This is a genomic window from Nostoc sp. C117 (assembly GCF_043099735.1).
Lineage (GTDB): Bacteria > Cyanobacteriota > Cyanobacteriia > Cyanobacteriales > Nostocaceae > Nostoc.
Genome location: NZ_CP170991.1, coordinates 1,848,732 through 1,870,775 on the forward strand (window position 1 = coordinate 1,848,732; position 22,044 = coordinate 1,870,775).

Consider the following 22,044-nt stretch of genomic DNA (forward strand, 5'->3'; position numbering starts at 1 on the left):
ACAAAATGCATATTTGTGAGATGATTTATCTCAAGCAGAGGTATCTACCGTGTACACACAAGTTTTTTAGAGTTGTTGTGTAATTTAAAGAAAGTTAATTGTTGCAGGTCGATGTATTAAAGGTGCAGGTCGATGCATTAAAGGTGCGAGTCGATGCATTAAAGGTGCGAGTCGATGCATTAAAGGTGCAGGTCGGTGCATTAAAGGTGCAGGTCGATGCATCAAAGGTGCGTGACTTTCTTACAAATTACGAATTACGTTGGCGTAGCAGGGCGTAGCCCATTACGAATTACGAATTGTTATTATCTACTTCCATTCTTTCCGAGCAAGTTTTCTAGTTTGGCGAGTTCTTGAGCAATTGAGGTTTCCAAAGGCGTTGTTGTTGGTGGGATGAATTCAAACACAGCTTTTGCAGAAACTTTGACTGAATCTTGAGGTTCTGGTGTTGTCGCCAGGGATGCTAAATGCTCAGCCAAAGATTTGACTGTGGGAAAGTTCCACAGGATAGTCGATTCAAGAGGATATTTCAGCCACTCTTCTAAATCTTGGGCTAATTCCACGGCCATCACAGAATCTAAACCGTAGTCAGCAAAGGAGGTATTAGCATTCACAGAACGCGCAGCAATTCTTAATTTCTTAATCAGCCATTTTTCTAGCCAATGTTGAATGGGGAGTGGGGAGTGGGCAGTGGGGAGTGGGGAGTGGGGAGTTACGAGTGAGGAGTTACGAGTGAGGAGTGGGGAGTTAGGAGTTAGGAGTGAGGAGTTAGGAGTTAGGAATTCTTCCCCTGCTCCCTCATCTTCCCCTGCTTCCACTGCTTCCCCTACTTCTTCTAATTGCAGAAGTTCGTCTAAATTGTGGTTCTCTCCGGCGGAGGTTTGTACTACATTACCAATGCTTGCAATATAATCAGAAATTTGAACGGTTACAGTTTCGGCATCTGATAAAACATTTTCTGCGGGGGTTCCACTGAGAACGCTTGCGAGTTTTTGCTCAAATTGTAACTTCGCCCAGGTAACAGCACGTTGTAATTCAGCAGATGGCGATCGCTCTAATTCTCCTTGAACTGCTGCCAGTAAAATTGCGAAGGTAACTACTTCACCTGTACGAATATAAGCCCAATGTTGTGCTGATTTACTTTCTAAGAAAGCTGGCTGTACGCTTGTTAAATGCGTCTTAATCTGGGTTACAGCTACAGCTAAGGTTTCAGCTACCGTTGCTGCACCTAATTCTTCACTTAAAAAGCGGTGTAACTCTGCACCTTGATTCATCGCGCGAGAGCCAAGGAACATATTCAGGGTTTCAGTGGGTCCTTCAAAAATGCGGAATAATCTGGCATCGCGGAGGATTTGCGGTGCAATGTTGGTTTCAATATAGCCACGACCGCCTAACATTTGTACCAGGCGATCGGCTGCTTGCCAAACCAATTCCGGTCCGGCTGTTTTGCACGCAGTGAAGGCTTCTTGAGGAATGACGCGTCCTTGGTCTAACAAATCGGCAATTTTGAACAACAGGGTTTCTAAAGATGTAATTGCTGCTGTTAGATCGCTCAACCAAACCAGAGAAATGGGGTTATTAAGTAACCGCCCTGTGGACACAGAACGACGGGAACTGTAACGTAGCATCAATTGGGCACAGCGTTTCATTCCACCGAGACTCATGACGCCGATGATTAATCTACCGTGCATCATCGCATCTTGGGCGACTTCCATACCATTGTTGAGGGTTCCTAAAAGATTCTCTGGAGTAACCAAAACATCTTTCAGGTAAATGGTATTCTGTACCATCCCGCGCACGCCCATCGTCAAAGCTTCCGGCCCTTGACAAAATCCTGGTGTTCCTTGACGGATGATAAAGCTGCTAATCCCAGTTGGTTGGTTGTTCGCATCCAGTGTTTGAGCGAAGACATTAGTTACCCCCGCCCAGGAACCATGACCAATCCAGATTTTCTCACCGCGTATTCTCCAACCGCCCGCATCAGGAATTGCTCGTGTAGCGATCGCTCTGGGATTAGAACCCGCTGTTTGTTCGGTGATGGCAAAACCAGCCAACTCGCGCCCACCAGCTAGCAACGGCAGTATTTCCTGACGCACATTCTCCGGTGCATAATTCAAAATTGGGCGAGTACCTAAAACGTGGTGAACCGCCACAAAGGACGCCAGGGTTAAATCGATCGCGGCTAATTGCTCAAAAACGCGGAAAGTATCTCGATAACTGAGAGCCAAACCGCCGTATTCTTCGGGAATTTGCATCCCCAAAAGTCCGCGATTGCCAAAATCAAGGACAATATAAGGCGGAATACAACGGCGTTCATCAATTAATCGGGAGTTAATGCGATCGCTGGCATAACCGCGCAACCACTCAATGATATTATCAGCTTTGGTTTTGCTAACAACTGGCTGCACAGCAACTTCTGACTCAGCTTCTATTTCAAATTTCCACTCACCCACCACCTCTAAAGCATTCTCTAGAAACTTGGCTCGACAGGTGCGGCGCTGAATCTTACCGCTGGAAGTTTTGGGAATAGTTGCCGTCTTCAATAGAATTACTGCATAAAGTTGTAATTCATGTTGTTGTGATACCGCCCGCCGGATTGCTCCTATCACCTCATCTACATCTAACTTTCGCAAATGTAGCCGCTCTATTTCTTGAGCCACAATCAACCTTTCCTCGCCCTCAATCTCTACCGTAAAGGCAGCGGTACAGGTTGGTCTAAGTGCTGGGTGACTCTTTTCAACAGTCAGTTCAATATCTTGTGGGTAATGATTGCGACCCCGAATAATAATTACATCTTTAATGCGTCCAGTGACAAAAAGCTCACCGTTGTGAATAAATCCTAAATCACCTGTACGCAGATATGGACCTGCTTTAGTATCTGTTAAATAAGCTTGAAAAGTTTCCGCCGTCGCTTCTGGTCGATTCCAATACCCCAGAGGAATCGTAGAGCCAGACGCCCAAATCTCACCAACTTCGTCATCACTGCGCTGAGTCAGAGTTTCTGGATTAACAATAACAATTTGAGTATCAATTTCCGTCCAGCCGCAACCAACAAATTGCCGACATCTAGGATGATTGGCGCTCACTTCCACAACCCGATGCTGCTCTAGAGCCTCAGCATCAACATGGAGATAAACAGGTAAATCTTTTGAGCGCACAGCAGAGACTTTCAAAGTTGCTTCCGCCAAACCATACCCCGGACAGAATGCTCGTCCATCAAAGCCACAGGGTTTAAACGCCTCAACAAACTCTTCTAAAACATCCGCTCTCACAGGTTCCGCACCATTGAGCGCCATCCGCCAACTGCTGAGGTCTAACTTAGCTCTTTGTTCTGGTGTTATTTTCTCCACGCACAATTTATAAGCAAAGTTGGGAGCGCCACTGTGAGTTCCGCGATAACGGGAAATCGCTTGTAACCAGCGAATCGGTTTTTGGAGAAAACTTACAGGAGCCATCATGTAGCAACTACAACCTTTATACAAGGGTTGTAGCATTCCATAAATCAGCCCCATATCGTGAAAAGTCGGTAACCAGGTAACTATGACGCTATTTTCATCATGATCCCAGCCTAAATCTAAGTCAGCAGAATTACGCAAAAGATTGTTATGAGTGACCATTACCCCCTTCGGTGTTCCCGTCGAACCAGAGGTATATTGCAGAAAAGCTAACGTCTCACCGTTAATTGCTGGCCGAACCCAACTAGAACCATCGCAGAGGATTAAATCGTTTGTTGCTAACCACTGTATCTCAGCTAACGCTAGACTGTACTTGCCTACATCCTTTAAATTAGACATAACCCCAGATGTAGTCAGCACAATCTTGGCTTCCGCATCCAAGACAATAGCTTCCAACCGAGAAAGCTTGTGATTTTGTCGGGGAGGATAAGCCGGAATGGGAACGATTCCAGCATACAAACAGCCAAAAAACGCCGTAATAAAATCTAAGCCGGCTGGGTAGAGCATTAATGCTCGTTCTCCAGCATTCATTATAGACTGGAGATGAATGGCGATCGCTTTAGCTTGCCGATCTAACTCTTGATAACTAATCTGTATAGATTGAGATTCATCTTCTCCATCAAGGAGAAAAGTATAAGCAATACGTGACGGTTGTTCCTTTGCTCTAATAAGCAGCAATTCAACCAAATCTTTAAACTGATTGTTCATAATTCTAAGTCTCAGCTTAATCCAGAAATTTCCCTATTTAACTTCCATTTGATACAGTAAAAAACAACATAGCAATCCTAAATCATTCGTGAAATCGGCGTTAGTGAATTAGAATATGAAATTGAAAAATAAACTCTTCTCACCTCTTCCTCTCTGCGTCTCTGCGTGAGATTAATTCATATTTCTACTCAGCAACGCCGTGAAATCTCTCTTCTCTTCCCGTCCTTGGCGCCTTGGCGGTTCGATAAAATCACAAATCAAATAGGATTGCTATCTACATCTAACTTGCTAAATCCCTAGCCTGATGCTTGTAATATACAGGCTGCCACATTTTCGCCTTCAGCCAACCGCTAGAATTAAACAATCTATAAAAAATTGTCCGCAGAGAAACCGTCAAATTAGTAGAAAGAGTCAACATTTTCTCCTGACGAAGCTGCATATTCCGTATCGGACGCAAATCTTTTTCTCGAATTGCTTGAAACTCCTTCAAAACACTAGCCTTCACCGGAGAACCAGGATTTTCAGTCAACGCTTTTGCCACAAATGGAGCCAACGTAACAGCGTCAAAAATAGCATGATTCACACCTTGACCAAGAATAGGAGATAAAGTATGTGCAGCGTCTCCAATTAATACAAATCCTTCCCGATACCACTGCGGAACAACAGTCATGAAAATGTCTAATATAGTCGTATCCGACCAACTTGTAATCGACTTCTTCGCACCCTCAGCCAAATCAGGTTCAATTTGAGCGATTTTCTCATGCAAATATTGAATTCCTTGCGCCTTAATTTTTTGTATTCCTCCCTTAGGAATATTAAAACCTACCCGCAACAAATTAGGATAACTGGGGATAACTACTGCATGACTATCGCGGTCAATCTTCACACGATAAGATAATTTTTGTTTCCAATGTTCTGGAATCGGGACTTTAAACCACATAAAGTCTCTCTCCAACATCCGCTTAACATATTTGCACTTCGCCATGTCACGAGTTTTGCTGTAACGTCCATCAGAACCCACAGTTAGGTGAGCATTAATTATTAACTGCTCCTCCTCAGTTTTACACTTCACCCCAACAATTGCTTCTCCATTCTCAATTAATTCTGTACAATTAGCACCACGCAAAATGGTGAATCCTTCGTATTGCGAAGCCTTCTGAATTAATGCCTCCAACATTACAGGTTGCGGCACATCAATAGGATATTTGAAATCATATTTGAAATCGCTCAAATTGATATGTAAAACTCTTTGATTATTTTCAAACAACTCTAACTGACGAGTATAGAGAACATCATGTTCACCTAAACCCTCCATGATTCCCAGCTTATCAAGAATATAAACAGAATCTGGCGAAATTGATTCACCTCGAAAAGAGCGCGTGTAAGCTTTTGCTTGCTCCAATACAACAACATTCAGATTTCTTCTAACCAACTCCAAAGCCAAAGTCAAACCAGAAGGACCGCCGCCAACAATGCACACATCAGTATCAATTGTTCTCATGATAATTACTCTTTTGGTGAAATTTGCAACTAAATCTTTCTCTCTGCGCCTCTGCGCCCCTGCGTGATATTTCCATCACCTAATTCATTCGCAAAACCTTTCCAGCGATTCCCTAATATCGCTCAAAATATCCGCTGCCATCGCACCATCAATTACCCGATGGTCAAAAGTCATACTCAAACGCATCACAGGAGCAATTTTAATTTCCTCCTTTTGCACAACAGGCTGCGATTGAATTTGTCCCAATCCAAAAGTGAGTGTAGTTCCTCCTACCGAAAAAAAGCTGTTAATTGATTTGTGTCCGAGTGAAGAAACCGAAAATGTTCCTAAGCGGCTTCTCCGTCTTTTTAAATCGGCAAGAATCAAACCAAATATCAATTCTGCTAAGAACAAAGGAAGTTTTTGTAACTTTTTCAGAGCAGCGTATTCCTGAATGTTATCAAAATCATTTAATTTGTAATAATCAATGATGTTTTGAATTCCCTGTAAAGAAATTTGGTTAGCATGAGGAATTAAACCAGGAAGAACTACACGCTGCTCACCTATTTTTTTATCCAAAGCAAACTTTGCACTGACAGTATCAGACTGTGCTAACTTCGGTAATAATCCCCCTAAAAGACTACTATTAGCTTCTGGATATTTAGAGAGAACTCGTGCAGCTGCATAGATAAAATAAGTGATGATGCTCAATTTACTTTGTGACAATGTAGCAGAACTTTCTCGTAAATTGAGAATTTTCGTCATGTCTACATCTGTATCTATAAAAACAGGACTGCAAGCTTTGGCATAGTTTAAAAAAGCAAAGGTATGTTTCCGTTCATTGGGAAATGGCAGAATGTTAATCATAGAGCTTATACACCTCAAAAATGAGTTTGTTGGATGAATAATATCCTGGCTTACTGAATAGACTCGTAAATATCTTGGATATTACGTGCTTGGAGCATAGACAAAACAGAAACTTTCTTACCTGTGCGGATTTCAATCGAAGTAATCAAACGCAATAAACCAAGAGAATCCCAACCTCCTAATTGATCGAAAGGAGTATTAATATCTTGTTCGGCGATGGGTAATTCTAGTACGTCTTGAATGAGATGAACTAAATCTGTAACGTTATTCACAAGTAAAACTCCTGTAGTCAGAAGATAAATTAATATGCTTAACGGAAAGAGCAATATTGTCTGTCAATGAGCGAAGATAAAGTACTCTCTGAGGAGTTTCTTCTACAAGCTCAAAGCCCTGTTTTTTGTAAAATTCATGGACTTTCTGATTTTTGGAAGATGGAATATACTCTGCGTAAACCTTTTCAATGTTTGCTTTTTGAGCTTGCTGTAGAACATGCTCTAGGCTAATTGTTTCAATTCCTCGTGAGAAAACCCGACAACTCAGCAGAAAATTATCTATGTAAAGTTCGTTTTTATTATCGATAGGTTGGCGAGTAAAGATACAGCCGACAATTCCATTATCTCCAAAGCGATCTTGAGACTCAATTCCAATAATAGTTATGGATGAATCATCAAGAAGTTGATTAATTTCTGCCTCTTGATAGCGCTTGGTAGTCATGTTGAATTGATTGGTGCGTAAAGTGAGTTGAGAAATTCGCACAATATCTGCCTGTTGCGGCGCGAACAACCTCACTTTCAATTCCAGTTCATTCAAGTAATCATCTATGGAATCAAATTTTCCGATAAATTCTTGGCGTTTAACCTCAGTTTTATACTTTTGAGTTCGGCTGTAATCTTCCTTGGTGATTTCAAGAGTATTAAACCAACCTCCTGTAAGCAAAGTTTTGCTGTAGGTTGCTGGGTCTTCCTCAAGCTCTAGCACTGTAACACTTGGTTGTTTGGAACGTACAAGATTGCGTTCAAATTCACTATCATCAACAAACACAAAACTATCTAAACCCAAGTTCAGAGATTGAGAAATTTCTTTGAGGTTTTCATGTTTTGGAGACCAGTTAGCGCAGATGTTGACAAAATCATCTTCCCGTAAAGCCATTTTTGGATGATTCTGCAAAACATCTTTAACTTTTTCTATGTCATTTTTACTATTAATGGCAAGAACTATACCTTGGTCTACCAGTTGTTTTATCGCAAGTTGAAATTGATGATAAGCTTCTCCAACTAAAGTATCGCTAACTTCAATTCCTTCATTACCATCATCCCCAAGAATACCTTTCCAGAGAGTATTATCTAGGTCGAGAACTAGACATTTTCGGGTTTTTCCTTTGATGGCTCGACTGATTTTACTAATCTCAAAAGCATAATTTGATAATAACGATTCCGTCATGTATATCTTGGCATATTGACTTAGACGGTCATCTGATAGTCCGGTAGCATTTGCTAATAAAGGCTCAATGTCTATAACAATTAAACTTTTAAATTGATTAGACAACTTGAGGAGACTAGCGTTAAATTCTTTCCACAGACTACTTAAAGATGCTTTGGATTTATAATCTAGAAGTTGGTTAGTTTGGTTGAGCGAAAGAGGAATTGTGTTTAAAACCAGTAATCCTGAACTTGTATTAACATACTGAATTACAAGTTTTTCTAGATGTTGCAACTTTTCTTGTAAAGTATGCTCAATATCTAATAAGCGCCAGGGAGTCGCTAATTCATTAAATATCAAATGTTCGTCAAGCAGACAAACTGTGATTTCTGGTTGATGTTCATACAGCGCACTATTTACATCAAGAATTTCATAGACATATTGCCCATAGTCTGCAATATAGGTATCAGGAAATATATTGTCACAGAGGTGAAAATAATTCAAAAAAGGCTGGATAGGATTGAGAACAAAATTACCAGTCAAAGCAATATTGACTTTTTTAACTTCAGGATATCTTGTGGTAATTTCCGAGTAGTCAAGATTTTTCAAAATCTGACCTAATTGTGCTATTTCTTCAGTTGTTTTGATATCTTTCAAAAGATAAGATACTCTGGAAAATTCAGCTTCGATCTGCTTTGAACGTTTAAGTTCACGAATTTCTTGGATAACACTATTAACGGTATTTGAACTGATAGTAACCATAATTTATTCCTTACACTCTTGATAGTGCTAAACCACCTTTAATCCATTTGGATGATTCGACTGTAATGCAAAAAGCTCGTTGTCCTTGATGCATCATCGACTCCAAGTTTTGCAGCTGAATGAAGGGTAAAGCATTAGCTACATTTCCGGTTTCTGTAACGCAATGCACAGCTTTCTCTACAGGAATATCCATGAACTCAACAATGCGCTTGCTCATATTTCCTGAGAGTTGAGGAGGCAATATAAAATCAACGTCATATAACTCCCAGTCCACTGCATCCATCAGAGATTCTAATATTTCTTTCGCCAAAACTGGAACTGCTTTTTCTATAGCTTTGTAGTCTTCTTTAACAGCTTGCGGAAGCTTTGTATCACCTGATGGAGGTACAGCAAACCAATTGAGTATTTGACCTGGTTCTTTGTCTAAACCTGTTAGTTGGTTTAGCACATATTCGATTGTAAAACCTGTTTTGTTTTCCTCACTTGTCAAAACTGCTGCACCCGCACCATCACCAAACAAAACGTAGTTTACTAGTTCACCCGACGGCATATTATTAAAGTCACGGTTGAAGTCTGCAAATCTAGAGCAAATATCACCGCCAATTACTAAACCAACTTTGTAGCTACCACTAAGTAAAAATTGCTGGGCAACATCTAAGCATTGAACTGCGCCGCTACATCCAGATTGTAGTTGATATGTTGGGACTAAATTAATTCCTAGTTTTTCGGCAACGAGATTGACTGTAGCAGGCATGAGATAATCTGGAGTGCCTGTTGCCATAACTATAAATTCAATATCTTGGATTGAATAACCAGAATTTTGAATTGCTTCTTTAGCAGCATAAGCGCATATTTCTGCTAGTGTATGCGTTGTTTCTTGGGTAATAAGGTCAACGGCAAAATAACGTCTTTTACTACCAATAAAAAGCTCAATCCAATCTTTATTGATATTGAAGATTTCTGCAAGTTGTTTGTTTTCAACTGCTTTGCCTGGTAAAAAAGTACCTAGCCCAGCTATAGTAACTGTGCATTTTGTGTCTGTCATAATCTACTCTAATTGGTGATAAAGTTGGAAGTCTGTTTGTTACTTTTTTATCTCACGCAGATTCGCAGAAAAAGAGAGTGAAGTAAGTAAAATTGTGTTGCGATATGTAGAAATGTAGGGGATATGAGATTTAGATGCAAGGGAAAATCTTTCGCTAATCAGGGATGTATATAAGGTTTTAGAAGTTGGGAGTTAAGAATTATTTGTGCAATTTCCCACTTTCTCCCTTCGCCGCGTCCTTTTACTCCCATTGCCAGCATTTAAGATGCCAGTCATGTCCTTCTACAGCCAGGGCACCGACATAGCTCAAAGCAGGGATAAATGCTTGAAGAGACCAACGGATGACAGTGGAGCGATCGCCATTTATACTGTAAAGTTGAACTGGCTCATTCTGTGATAATGAAACATCTAATTGATCCATCGGAAAAACTAGTCCCTGTCCAGTAGCTTTTAAATAAGCTTCTTTCCGAGTCCAACAGTTAAAAAAGGCTCCTAATTTCTCATTCTGAGGCAGTTGACGAAAGACATCTTTTTCTCTTTCTGAAAAACAACGTTCAGCAACTTGTTCAAAGTCGGAAATAGGGCGCATATATTCAATATCTACACCAATTTCACGTTGACGCGTTACGGCATATAAAACAAGTTCATGAGAATGAGATAGATTAAAGCTTAATGTATTCCCACCTGATGTTTCTGCTAGAACGGGTTTACCATGTGAGCCATAACAAAACTGCAATTGCCTGGCATTCGTGCCTAAGTAAGAGCCTAAAATTGTCCGAAGTAACCCACGTCCAACAATGTAACGCTTTTTATCTCGCTCCAAATAAAAACGCTCAGATCGGGTGCGTTCATCTTGTGAAAGTAATTCTGCTAAAGTTTCAACACGAGATGTTGATTGGTTAAGAAAAGTACACCAAACATGAACATCTTCGCCTAAGACTGACCAGTTTGTTGGTGGAGGACGCCACAGACAATCAACAGTATCAACAGCGATCATAAAAAATAGCCCTGGTGGTTCTATAGGAATGTAGTTTCAGTCTTTGTCTCATACTGGTCTTAGTTCACGGAAATAATTTAGCGGACACACTCAACTTCCTGGGCTAAATGTTGGGCTAATACCTGAACTGTAGGATACTCATATACAACCTCTATAGAAAGGCCACGGTCAAGCCAAACTTCTATGGCATGTGTCAAACGTAATGCTTCTAAAGAAGTTATACCGTAGTATTCAAAAGGTAAATTAATGTTAATTTCACTATGATTAACTAACAGCAATTTAGAAAGATAAAAAACTAACCACCCTTGAATAACTTCCTCTGTTTGAAACAGTTTTGGAGAAGGTAATGCTTGACGATAAGCTGCTCTGAGTTGTACTTGAGAATTCTTCTTATATGAGAATGTTTCGTTACTCTTAGCATTGCCAAAATTTTGTATCCACTCAAGTAGTGCATTCTGATTCTCTGTGAAAAACTGCACTAATCCAGCATTGATGAAACTATCGGTTGCAGATGTCATTTTTGTTTGTACTCCTTTCATAATTCAATAATCTCCTTTTAAATCCAGATGTTATAGAGAAGAAAAACAATTCATTTCGAGTGTATTATTTTGCTTTCTTAGCAAGCTATTTTCCAGATATTAGAAACTAGCACTAAAATCCTTAAACAATACTTATAAAATAGATGCCTTTCTCCATTCTTTTGGAGGACGCTTATGGATTTGGCGAAATAAGCGAATGAAATAACCTGCATCTAGATATCCTACTTTAGTAGCAATTTGATTGATGGATTCATCACTATTAAGCAGCAAAGAACGGGCTTGTGTCATCCGACGCTCAACAATCCAGTCGTGTACTGTTCGTTTAGTTTGACGCTTGACTAAATGTGTTAGGTAAGCATTAGAGTATCCCGCTGCTTGAGCAACATCAGAAAGGCTGATTTGTTGATGATAATTCTCTTCAATAAATTGGAAGACTCTACTAAGTCTAGAGCTAGTGGGATAAAAATTTGTAGTGTCGGTAGATTGTGATTGTTTAGCTGACTGGCGCTGATTAAGATACCACTGTTTAAGAGTTTTTTGTTTTTCCAATCTAGCAGCGATCGCTCCTACTAATTCTTCTACAGAACAAGGTTTAGTCAGATAATCATCTGCACCTAAATTCATACCTTTACGAAGTTCAGCTTTGCTAAGTTTAACAGTTAGAAAAATAAAAGGAATAATCGCAGTTGTAGGATTTTGGCGTAGTCTAGTCAGAACACCATAACCATCAAGTTCTGGCATCGAAGTATCACAAAGTACTAAATCAGGTGAATATTCCTCTGCCCGTTGGACACCAACCATACCATTCTCAGCACCAATAGTATCAAAACCTTTAGATTTGAGAGAATTGACAAAAAGGTTGCGGGTTTGTGTCTCATCTTCAATCACTAATATATTGTTCATGATTTCTCCTGCTAATGATCTTGTAAACAAAGCGAATACATTTAGCATCTCTCAATCTTGTTTCAAAAGAGCGATGACGAAGCCTGTAAAAGCTTATCTGCTACAGCAGCTACATTCATTCGCAAACCTTGTTATTTATAGATTGCCAGTCCTTAAAGATTTTCACCAGTAAATATCTAAAATTTAAGGATCAAGTTAATGATTTACTGTTTTTTACATAGTTCAAGCTGATTAGGTATATAAATAGCTTAACTTTTAAAGAACGTTAGCCAATAACTTAGCGATCGCAACTTGACTTAAAGAAGAATTCAGAATCAATTATAGGCATTCTTAATTGAATTAGTTAGACAGTAGGGGCGCACAATTGTACGCCCCTAGAAGAATTTATTTTCATTTAAAAATGACTATAATTAAAAACCTTTATTCTATAGAACCACCCTTCTCTACCCACTGTGTTATGAGTGCATATAAAACCGAGCGCATCGTTACTTGTTTCTGCTTACAGAGAATTTTGAACTCATACTTTAGATTTTTTGGGATGTATCCTTTAATCTCTTCTAATTCTTCTATCGCCAAATTATTAGTTATTTCAGGAATAGGTGCGCCTATTTGTATCCATTGGTGAATTAAAATTTCTAATATTTCACTCATTTCTACGTTTTTCTGTACGCAGAAAACTTTGAATTGAATTTTTAGTTGTTTTGGTATATTGCCCTTAACTACTGCAAATTCTTCCATTTCTTCTCTAAGCACTATCATACAAACTTATAATTTTAATTCCATTTTTTACCTAAAGCATGAAGACTGAGTTCTAATTTTATCTTAAAAATTTTACATATAGTCTACTGTTAGATTGAAATATTTTCCTAGAAATTATTAATATATATTTAAACAATTTTGAATTAAATATTTTTGTTGAATTCACTGCCTGATATACTGTTTTTCTATCTAAAAAAGACTTACAAAAATAACTATAGATGTTGCAGAGTAAAACTTCAGGAGATACGTCAAATAAATAAGTCATCTCGGGCGGAAAAAATTAACTTGTGTAATTATGTTAGAACATTGGAAAATATTCACAACTGAATATCTTCAAGATAAGAATCAACTTAAGACAATATCCAAGTTATAATCGGTCATTCAAGGAGCCAATTGTAGAAGAGGGCGAACATAGAGATAATTAAACAGACAGTACACTGTATGAGATGCATCTACGCATTAAGTCAATTTAAGTGCTTGAGTATTTACGGAATCAAAGTAGGGATTTATAATTCAGATGCATTCTCCTGGTGCTGGGTGAGATAACATGAAGCACGAAAACGCAACTCAATCAACTGGTTGTATAGCGGGTTGAGCTTACATAAAGGTGGAATGTACATAATCAAATACCCAAATAGGTTGATGCTGCATTCAAATGGGCAAGTAGATGGAATGACTCGGCATAACAATTTCGCCAGTTCTGCGTTACGAATTTCGATAGTATCTAGCTTCTGTTGTATTATTTGTAGTATGTTTAACTTGTGTACATTCATAGTCAGTTCCCTTAAATTACAAAGTTCACATCATCCCTGAGCAGTTCCGGTTACCACAGGGAAGGCGAGATAGAGATATTATGGATATCAAGTCTGCGATCGCTCTTTCTCTGCTCAGCTTTACTCCAACCTGGTTACTTGTCAGTTTGCCAATTCTGAAAAATTTTAACCAGTCAATATCTATAAGTTAAGCAGCAATTTAAAAGTCGATTGGATGCCATTTGTCATTTGTCATTCAGCAATGCCCCATCCCCGAAAGAAATTCCTATTTTTCTATTGGTATTAGGTTAAGTATACTTTAACGTCAGGATAAATAATTGCTTTATTAGTCTGTTATCTCATTTTTTCGTATCGTTAAATCCCACTTAAAATAACCTTTTATCCAAAAACAGTAAGATTTTGAGAGATCGCAACGACTTATTCTACTTATTTTAAAGTAGTGTCGCTTGCAATCATCCCCACCGTTTTTGCAGGATTATCTTAAGTTGTTGCTTAAGTTAGTGATTTTTAATCGACAAAATTTCGTTAAGTAGGGAAACTGAATTTTAGCAAGACAAAAGTTCTACTGAGTTTCCAGTTCTAAGTAATCAGTAGAGATAAGCTGTTATGCTTTTAACTTATATATTTACTTAATGACGTTTGACCCATAACCGTCAACGATTATAAAGAGTGTTTATATAATTTAGACGCATATTAGCTTACTCACATCTGTACACTCATGACTTTTAATGCTTTCAAGCTGAAGTCTCATATAATTCATCAAGAAAGGTACTTTGTGTTAACATTTGTAAAGTTCAGCAGTATAAACTAATAGTTATCGATTAGTTTATATAGGAAAATATCACAGCTATTTTGTATCAAAACTGTGCTATTTTATGGATGTATGACTTATCAATTTTTATCCTTAATCTTAAGGTAACCAATTCTTAATCTTGAAGAAAACATTTTTGTAAATGTAACTTGAGTTAGATAAAATACATTGAGTAGCAAATTACAATGGCCGAAGAAAACTTTTTGTCAGGTTTTCGTGTATAATCTAACCAAGCTGCTGGAGAATTACATAGTCTTTAAATAACAAGACAAAAATAAGCTTTAACCTCTACAATTTGCTCTTTTTAGAGTTTTAAGTTTCTAGTTCAAGACTTGTTACTTAGGAAATTGTCTACTGACTGTTGGCAAATTTAAAATTTCATGTGAGTGTGATTTTAAATTTGTCATCTAAAACTATGAGGGACTGATTAAGGTTTTCGGATAAATGTTAAATAAAAAAAGACCTAAGCACTTTTTAATTTTCTCTGTAAAAGGACTTAAGTCCTTTTTGCTAAATCAAATTCAATTGATTTGTTTGAGTAAGGTAATAAATACAACTTTTAAAAGGGTAAAAACTCGTATGACATAATGACGTAAATTATCGAATTAAATCCAGTTAGAGGCATGATTAATTAATCTGTTTGCAGATACTATTACTAGATTGGCGTTGCAGAATAATGAGATGATTGGGGCTGAAACGGAGACGCAGTGATTATGTATTTATCCAAATTCTCAAACCATCCCGAAATTATGCAACGCCACTAGGTTCATTTACCTTCAGATTGATCCTGACGTAAAAGTAGCTACTAAATTATACTCAGTAGCATAAATTCAACACATTGTCCCACACATCAATAATTTGGAGCAAAATATGTTGGTATTATCAGAAGGAACTACACAATTAAACTATCCATCCAAGGCTTTCGTTTCCTTCCCGGAAAATAACTCATTGATTGCAGACATCCAAGCAAGTATGCCGTTGGATACGTTTTCTTTTGATAATCAAGACTTAGAGCCGATTTCAGTTGCTTCTGCAATTGTGAAAATGCTAGAAGACTTAGGAGTGGAATATGCGTTTGGTGTTTCTGGAGGTGCGATCGCTCCTGTATGGTACAAACTGCAACATAGTTCAATAAAGTTGCTGCACTTTCGTCACGAAGCGGGAGCAGCTTTTGCAGCCACTGAAGCTTATTTTGCCAGTGGTCGCCCGGTTGTAGTCTTTACCACATCAGGTCCGGGAATCACCAATGCCCTCACTGGATTATTAGCTGCACGTTGGGAAGATGCCAAAGTTATTTTTCTGTCGGCTTCTACCTCTACACCACACCGGGGACGTTGGGCACTCCAAGAAACCAGCACCTACACTATGCCCAGTTCCGGACTTTTTACCTCAGACTCACTCTTCCATTATGCAACTACTCTCGAATGTAGTGAAGAACTTCCAGAAGTATATCGACGACTAGCCAAAGGTTTAGCTCGACCCGATGGGTTTGTCGCCCACTTGAGTATCCCCACTAACATCCAAACCAATTCAGTCGAGAAACCTTTACCACCAGTCACACTTTCTTTTGCTGCACCAACAGCCAGCGACGAAGCCATCTCAGAATGTGGACAGTTGCTTTCAGAAGGGTCATTCGCTATTTGGGTTGGCTTTGGTGCGCGGTTTGCGGCGGCAGAAATTCGCCAGCTAGCTGAGAAGACGGGAGCAGGGGTGATGTGTTCGCCACGCGGGAAAGGTATTTTTCCAGAGGATCATCCTCAATTTGTGGGAATCACAGGTTTTGCTGGACATGAATCAGTTCTGAGATATATGCAAGAACACCCTCCTCTACGGACATTAGTACTCGGAACACGTCTTGGTGAATTTACCTCATTTTGGAACCCCGCGATGATACCTTCTCGGGGCTTTTTGCATGTTGATATCAATCCAGATGTACCAGGAACTGCTTATCCATCTAGCGAGACGATCGCTATTCAGTCTGACGTGAAAATGTTTGTCAAAGCCTTACTCAAGCGCTTTCCGAAACGGCAAAATCGGACAAAAAAACAGTCTTTGCCCAGACCAGAACGTAGTGTAATCAATGCCAGTACAAATGGTCCGGTGCGTCCTGAAGTACTGATGAATCTTATGCAACGAGTGATTATTGAAGGTAGCGATGCCATCGTCATGGCTGAAGGAGGGAATTCATTTGCTTGGGCAATTAACCTATTGCGATTTGGCAAACCGGGACGTTTCCGGGTCAGCACTGGATTTGGGGCTATGGGTCACTTCGTTACTAGCGTTGTCGGTGCAGCCTTAACACATCAAGGTAAAGCGATCGCCATCGTTGGAGATGGTGCAATGCTGATGAACAATGAAGTCAGCACAGCTGTGAGGTATCAGATACCTGCCGTTTGGATTGTCCTTAATGATGCACGCTACAACATGTGCGAACAAGGTTCCACAATGCAGGGTTACGAGAGTATGGATGTAGAAATACCACAGACCGATTTCGTCATGCTTGCCCGTAGCATGGGAGCCGACGGCATTCGGGTTGAAAAAGAGTCTGATATCCAAGCAGCATTAGAGATAGCAATGGCTTCCACTAGTCCATTCGTTATTGATGTACTTATCGACCACACTAGATTGGCACCAATTGGAACTCGTATTTTTAGTTTGATGTCACAAGGCGCTAAAAATTAGGGCGTTGCATATTTGCAAAATGAATTGAGATTCTTGACCAATATTCAAGATAGATACTTTCGCCAAAATTCCCGGAGATTTTCATCATGAATCACCCAGTAGGTATTCGCTCCATAGCATTAAGCTTCCCAAGCATCAAGCGTACAAACGATTACTATACAAATAAATATCCCGAAGCGATCGCTCAGTCCGAGCAAAAAAGTTTAGCAAGATTGTTTTCCCTCGCTGGTACTACCCCCAGCAACGAGTTTGACTCAGAAATGTTGCCCTATATCAAAGACCCTTTTCGCGGCACTGTTCACCGATGGTTACTAGCACCAGACGAATCCTCACTCATGTTGCAAGAGCGTGCGGCTCGTCAAGCCCTCGACGCAGTAACATTGACTCCCAAAGAAATCGATCTCATGCTCGTTGCTTCAGTCTGGCCTGAACAAATTGGATTTGGCGATGCTGCTTTTCTAGCTGGTCAACTTGGTTTGGAAGGTGCTGCGTGGAATCTTGATGCTGCGTGTGGGGTTACCCCAGTTGCACTGCAAACTGCCTTTGCCTTAGTCCGAGCCGGACAGTACCGTAATGTGCTGGTAGTGATTTCATGTGCATACTCTCGCTTTTTCGATGAAGACGATACCTTGTCATGGTTTATGAGTGACGGTGCTGGGGCTTGCGTAGTCAGTTCACTTGCACCAAATCAAGGCATCCTTGGTACAAAGACCATTCATACTGCTGCTTTATGTAATAGCTTTTTTGCCAAACTCACCGAAGATGACCTGGGTAATCCACGCATACATATGCGGATGGGCAAAGGCGCAAATAAAGCCATCCGAGAAACGGCTGTGGGACAACTGCGTACTTGTTGTGAAGGCGCTCTGGCTGCGGCCAATGTCACACTTGAAGAAATTGACTTTTTTATTTTCAATACATCTACTGCTTGGTCGGCAAGCTTCTGCACGCGCGTACTAGGCATTGATCCAAAGCGGACAATCAACCTTTACTCTGAGTATGCAAACATTGGCCCAGTTATCACAATAGCTAATTTGTACTATGCTGCACAACTGGGCAAGATTCACGAAAATGACTTGGTTCTTATTTATGGTTTAGGTGCAGCAGGTGCCGCCTCTGCAAGTGTTATGCGTTGGGGCGATGTGGCATTAGGTTCTGTTCCAAATCTCTACCAACCTGAGATAATACTAACAAGTTCTTCAGATTGTAGCTTGGCTGTTTGCTAAATATAGGACTCATATATATTTGATTGCGTGAGAAAAATGACTTACACCAAGCGCTCACTCAGAAGCAATTAATACTTTCCCAATTTCCAATTCACCATTCCCTATTCCCTTATGCAAAAACAATTTCTAGCAACAGGGTTTTTTCTCTTGTCTTTGATGTTTCCGCTCAAAGTTTTGGCACAAAATTATGACGATATTTATGTCTTTGGTGACAGCTTATCTGATACAGGTAATGTATTTAATTTGACAAATGAATCTGTTCCCCCAAAACCAACTTACTTTAATGGACGTTTTTCCAATGGTCCAATTTGGCTGGAATATCTCGCCTCTGATTTAGGGTTAACTTTCAATCCAAACAACAACTTCGCCTTTGGTGGTGCGACAACAGGAACCGATAATTTAGGACTAAGTTTCTTACCAGGATTAAAACAAGAAATTAATGAATTTACAACAATAAATAACTCCGCAGATCCTAATGCCCTTTATATTATTTGGGCTGGTACTAATGATGGTCTTGAGTACTTTTTTAATAAGACTCCCAACCCAATAGAATCCGTCAGCAATTTATCTGCTGCAATCACTTCCCTGGCTGCTGTGGGTGCGGAAAATATTCTGGTAGTTAATTTACCAGATTTAGGAAAGTTCCCAGTTACAGGCGGTGATAGTCAAACCGCAAGCGTACTAGAGACTTTCACCAATGCACATAACTCTGATTTAACTACAACTATTAACTTGTTGAACCAGGAATTAAGTCCTGAGACTCATATTATTCCTCTCGATGTTAATTCTTTATATAATCGCATCATTGCTTCTCCCAAAGAATTCAGTTTTACAAATGTCACCGACTCTTGCATCGGAGATTTATCGGTGGTGCCGATCAAAGTTCCAGTGAAGCCAGTTGTATGTAATCCAGACCAGTTTTTATTTTGGGATGAAGTCCATCCAACAACTGCGACTCATCAGCTAATTGGGGAATTAGCATTTTTAGCATTGAAATCAGCTTCTATTCCTGAATCTTCTACTCTGTTAGGAGTATTGGCATTTGCTACTCTATGTGTGATTTCGCTACGAAAACGTCATAGCTATTAGTCCAAATAATTCGTAATTCGTAATTGTTAACCCACGACTAAAGTCGCTTTTTCTGAAAAAGAAATTATGTTTTTATTTTCATTAATTACGAATTATGAATTATTCAGTCAGTACAAAACAAACCAATTAAAAACAAAGGAGTACGCCCATGAGCAGCCAATTGTATGGAAAAGTAGCGTTGGTGACTGGAGCTTCATCAGGTATTGGTAGAGCTACAGCGATCGCCTTTGCCCGTGCTGGAGCCAAAGTTGTGACTGCTAGCCGTCGCACCACTGAGGGAGAAGAAACCGTCCATCGCATCCAAGAAATCGGAGGAGAAGCTATTTTCATCAAAACTGATGTGTCAAAGGCTGTTGATGTAGAAACACTAATTGAGAAAACCATAGATATTTATGGTCGTTTGGACTATGCTTGCAACAATGCTGGACTTGGGGGTGCAGCCAGCTTAATAACAGATATGTTGGAAGAAGACTGGGATCAACTGGTTGACGTAAATTTGAAAGGAACCTGGCTTTGTTTGAAGTATCAAATTAAAGCAATGCTTAAACAGGGAAGTGGGGCGATCGTCAATATCGCTTCCGTCGCTGGTGTGGTGGGTTTCCCCGGTTTTACTGGCTACTGTGCTAGTAAAGGTGGGGTTATCGCCTTAAGCAAAGCCGTAGCTATGGAGTATGCCAAGACAGGCATCCGAATCAATGTTGTGAGTCCTGGTGCGATCGCCACTGATATGCTAGCTACGTTACCTACAGATGTACTTACTCAACTAACAGCAATGCATCCCATTGGACGCATTGCCAAGCCTGAAGAAGTTGCAGAAACTGTAGTGTGGTTATGTTCAGATGCGGCTTCCTTTGTCGTCGGGCACAACATGATGGTTGATGGAGGGTATACCGCACAGTAAAATAGTTGAGTGAAATACCCCTTGTAGTCTATCAAGTCAACTTTTAATTTCTCTCTTTTCCTTCTTCCTTTGTGCCCTTTTCTTCTCTACGAGAGGCTGCACTTCCACTACGCAGTTCGACTGCGCTCACCGTAAACTCAGTGACCACGCCAACAAGACACTTCTCTTCGAGAGGCTTCTCCTGTCGGAGACGCTTCGCGAACGCCAACGTGAACGCGTCTTTGCGGTTCGTTATTATCTCTTCAGTCTAACTTAGCTTGTGGTTCAATTATCTGAAAATTGGTGTAATCAACACTTCATCGCTAACAAGCATTAAATAAAGACGTTTGATTTTTTTCTTTTCTGGAGATGTCTTTTTGTGTTCCCAACAAGTAATCATTTTTGATAGAGTGATGCTTTGTCGATCGCTGGAATCTCTATGTCCCAGGTATCGCTCCCCCCATCGCTCCAGAAAGACTTACCTCTCACCGCTCTTGCGCCTATGCAGGATGTGACAAACCTCTGGTTTATGAAGGTCATTGCCCACTATGGCAGTCCTGACTATTTTTTCACCGAGTATTTTCGCGTCAATGATACCTCACGCCTCAATCGTAGCATTCTCGCAGCAATCACTGAAAACGACACCGGGCGTCCCGTTTTTGCTCAAATGATTGGCGAAAGTATTCCAGACTTAGTAAGAACAGCAAAGGAACTCTGTGGCTATAATATAGGTGGAGTTGACTTGAATATGGGCTGTCCAGCACCTAGAATCTATCGCAAAAACGTTGGGGGTGGATTGCTGCTCTTACCAAAAAAAGTGGATCGGATTTTGGGAGAACTGCGTCAGGCAGTCAACGATCGCCCTTTGACCGTCAAGATCCGCGTAGGTTTTGAAAATACAGATAACTTTTACGAAATTCTAGATATAATCAATCGCCACAACATTGATTTGCTCAGTTTGCATGGCCGCACAGTGAAAGATATGTACCACGGGGCAGTGAAATATGATTTGATCGGTGAAGCGGTCAAACGAGTCAATTGTCCAGTGCTGGCTAATGGCAATATTCACTCGGCGACAACTGCCCTGGAAGTGCTTTCTCAAACAGGCGCAGCTGGTGTGATGGTGGGACGGTGGGCGATCGGGAATCCTTGGCTTTTTAATCAAATTCGCCAGGCTTTGCGAAAAGAGCCGATCGCACCCGTTCCTTTAGTAGAAGTACGCAAATATATTGATCGTTTATGGCAAACCCCCAGAGCGGCAACTATGCCAGAGCGATCGCGTGTAGGCTATCTCAAAATGTTCCTCAACTACATTGCCCTAAGTGTTGACGCTGAAGGTGATTTTCTGCGGCTAATGCGACAGACGCAAACCGAGCTAGAAATGTTTAATCTCTGCGATCGCGTTCTCCTTACCGATCTGACGAAAACTTTAGCCCTAGCACCTTACTCAGGCGTGTAACTACGTAAAGGAAGCAGTCCCGAGAAACAAGTTTCAAAAGCCTTGAATGAAAGAATAACTGGAGACTAGTATTTTCACTCATCACTCAGCACTCATCACTCATCACTCAGCGTTGATGCGTCACAGCGATCGCCTCACAAAAGCTATGTTGAAAGTGCGATCGCTAGATGATATTATCCCAGTATCCAGGGTA

17 protein-coding genes are annotated in these 22,044 nt (G+C 40.2%); 5 read left to right on the forward strand and 12 right to left on the reverse strand.

Going from position 1 to position 22,044, the window contains the following annotated elements; all coding sequences use genetic code 11:
- Positions 1–84 precede the first annotated feature (84 nt).
- The 12 genes from ACFG4S_RS08720 to ACFG4S_RS08775 all read right to left on the reverse strand — a co-directional run bounded on the left by ACFG4S_RS08720 (position 85) and on the right by ACFG4S_RS08775 (position 13,704).
- Positions 85–222, reverse strand: a complete 138-nt coding sequence (locus ACFG4S_RS08720) for a hypothetical protein (protein ID WP_392534418.1) — start codon at positions 220–222, stop codon at positions 85–87.
- 80 nt (positions 223–302) lie between these two features.
- The gene (locus ACFG4S_RS08725) at positions 303–4,160 is read right to left on the reverse strand and encodes an AMP-binding protein (protein ID WP_392534419.1); all 3,858 of its coding nucleotides are present in this window, start codon (positions 4,158–4,160) and stop codon (positions 303–305) included.
- Between the two features lie 280 nt (positions 4,161–4,440).
- Entirely contained in the window at positions 4,441–5,661 is a 1,221-nt protein-coding gene (locus tag ACFG4S_RS08730; RefSeq protein WP_392534420.1) for an FAD-dependent oxidoreductase, read from the reverse strand.
- Positions 5,662–5,745: 84 nt separating this feature from the next.
- Complete coding sequence (locus tag ACFG4S_RS08735; protein WP_392534421.1) at positions 5,746–6,507, reverse strand: 2-oxo acid dehydrogenase subunit E2; 762 nt, start codon at positions 6,505–6,507, stop codon at positions 5,746–5,748.
- 50 nt (positions 6,508–6,557) lie between these two features.
- Positions 6,558–6,779 (reverse strand): acyl carrier protein, encoded by a 222-nt coding sequence (locus tag ACFG4S_RS08740; RefSeq protein ID WP_392534422.1) that lies wholly within the window; start codon positions 6,777–6,779, stop codon positions 6,558–6,560.
- The gene (locus ACFG4S_RS08745; RefSeq protein ID WP_392534423.1) at positions 6,772–8,688 is read right to left on the reverse strand and encodes an HAD-IIIC family phosphatase; all 1,917 of its coding nucleotides are present in this window, start codon (positions 8,686–8,688) and stop codon (positions 6,772–6,774) included. Before ACFG4S_RS08745 ends, ACFG4S_RS08740 begins: the two co-directional genes overlap by 8 nt.
- A gap of 10 nt (positions 8,689–8,698) precedes the next feature.
- On the reverse strand, positions 8,699–9,733 hold the full coding sequence (locus ACFG4S_RS08750; RefSeq protein WP_392534424.1) for a 3-oxoacyl-ACP synthase III family protein: 1,035 nt from the start codon (positions 9,731–9,733) through the stop codon (positions 8,699–8,701).
- 241 nt (positions 9,734–9,974) lie between these two features.
- The gene (locus tag ACFG4S_RS08755) at positions 9,975–10,730 is read right to left on the reverse strand and encodes a 4'-phosphopantetheinyl transferase family protein (protein WP_392534425.1); all 756 of its coding nucleotides are present in this window, start codon (positions 10,728–10,730) and stop codon (positions 9,975–9,977) included.
- A 77-nt stretch (positions 10,731–10,807) separates the two neighbouring features.
- Positions 10,808–11,248, reverse strand: coding sequence for an acyl carrier protein (locus tag ACFG4S_RS08760; protein ID WP_392534426.1), 441 nt, complete (start codon positions 11,246–11,248; stop codon positions 10,808–10,810).
- A gap of 153 nt (positions 11,249–11,401) precedes the next feature.
- Positions 11,402–12,172, reverse strand: a complete 771-nt coding sequence (locus tag ACFG4S_RS08765) for a response regulator (protein WP_392534427.1) — start codon at positions 12,170–12,172, stop codon at positions 11,402–11,404.
- Between the two features lie 420 nt (positions 12,173–12,592).
- Positions 12,593–12,910 carry a hypothetical protein gene (locus ACFG4S_RS08770; RefSeq protein ID WP_392534428.1) on the reverse strand — a complete coding sequence of 106 codons (318 nt, stop codon included), beginning with the start codon at positions 12,908–12,910 and terminating at the stop codon, positions 12,593–12,595.
- A 527-nt stretch (positions 12,911–13,437) separates the two neighbouring features.
- Entirely contained in the window at positions 13,438–13,704 is a 267-nt protein-coding gene (locus ACFG4S_RS08775) for a Mo-dependent nitrogenase C-terminal domain-containing protein (protein WP_392534429.1), read from the reverse strand.
- Between the two features lie 1,681 nt (positions 13,705–15,385).
- On the opposite strand from ACFG4S_RS08775, the gene ACFG4S_RS08780 reads away from it, so the two are divergent.
- The 5 genes from ACFG4S_RS08780 (at position 15,386) to ACFG4S_RS08800 (ending at position 21,851) form a co-directional block, all read left to right on the forward strand.
- Entirely contained in the window at positions 15,386–17,197 is a 1,812-nt protein-coding gene (locus tag ACFG4S_RS08780; RefSeq protein WP_392534430.1) for a ScyA-related TPP-binding enzyme, read from the forward strand.
- An 86-nt stretch (positions 17,198–17,283) separates the two neighbouring features.
- Entirely contained in the window at positions 17,284–18,423 is a 1,140-nt protein-coding gene (locus ACFG4S_RS08785; protein WP_392534431.1) for a 3-oxoacyl-ACP synthase III family protein, read from the forward strand.
- Positions 18,424–18,534: 111 nt separating this feature from the next.
- The gene (locus ACFG4S_RS08790; protein ID WP_392534432.1) at positions 18,535–19,512 is read left to right on the forward strand and encodes an SGNH/GDSL hydrolase family protein; all 978 of its coding nucleotides are present in this window, start codon (positions 18,535–18,537) and stop codon (positions 19,510–19,512) included.
- A gap of 148 nt (positions 19,513–19,660) precedes the next feature.
- Positions 19,661–20,413 carry an SDR family oxidoreductase gene (locus tag ACFG4S_RS08795; RefSeq protein ID WP_392534433.1) on the forward strand — a complete coding sequence of 251 codons (753 nt, stop codon included), beginning with the start codon at positions 19,661–19,663 and terminating at the stop codon, positions 20,411–20,413.
- A gap of 418 nt (positions 20,414–20,831) precedes the next feature.
- The gene (locus ACFG4S_RS08800; RefSeq protein ID WP_392534434.1) at positions 20,832–21,851 is read left to right on the forward strand and encodes a tRNA-dihydrouridine synthase family protein; all 1,020 of its coding nucleotides are present in this window, start codon (positions 20,832–20,834) and stop codon (positions 21,849–21,851) included.
- The last annotated feature ends 193 nt before the right edge of the window (positions 21,852–22,044 follow it).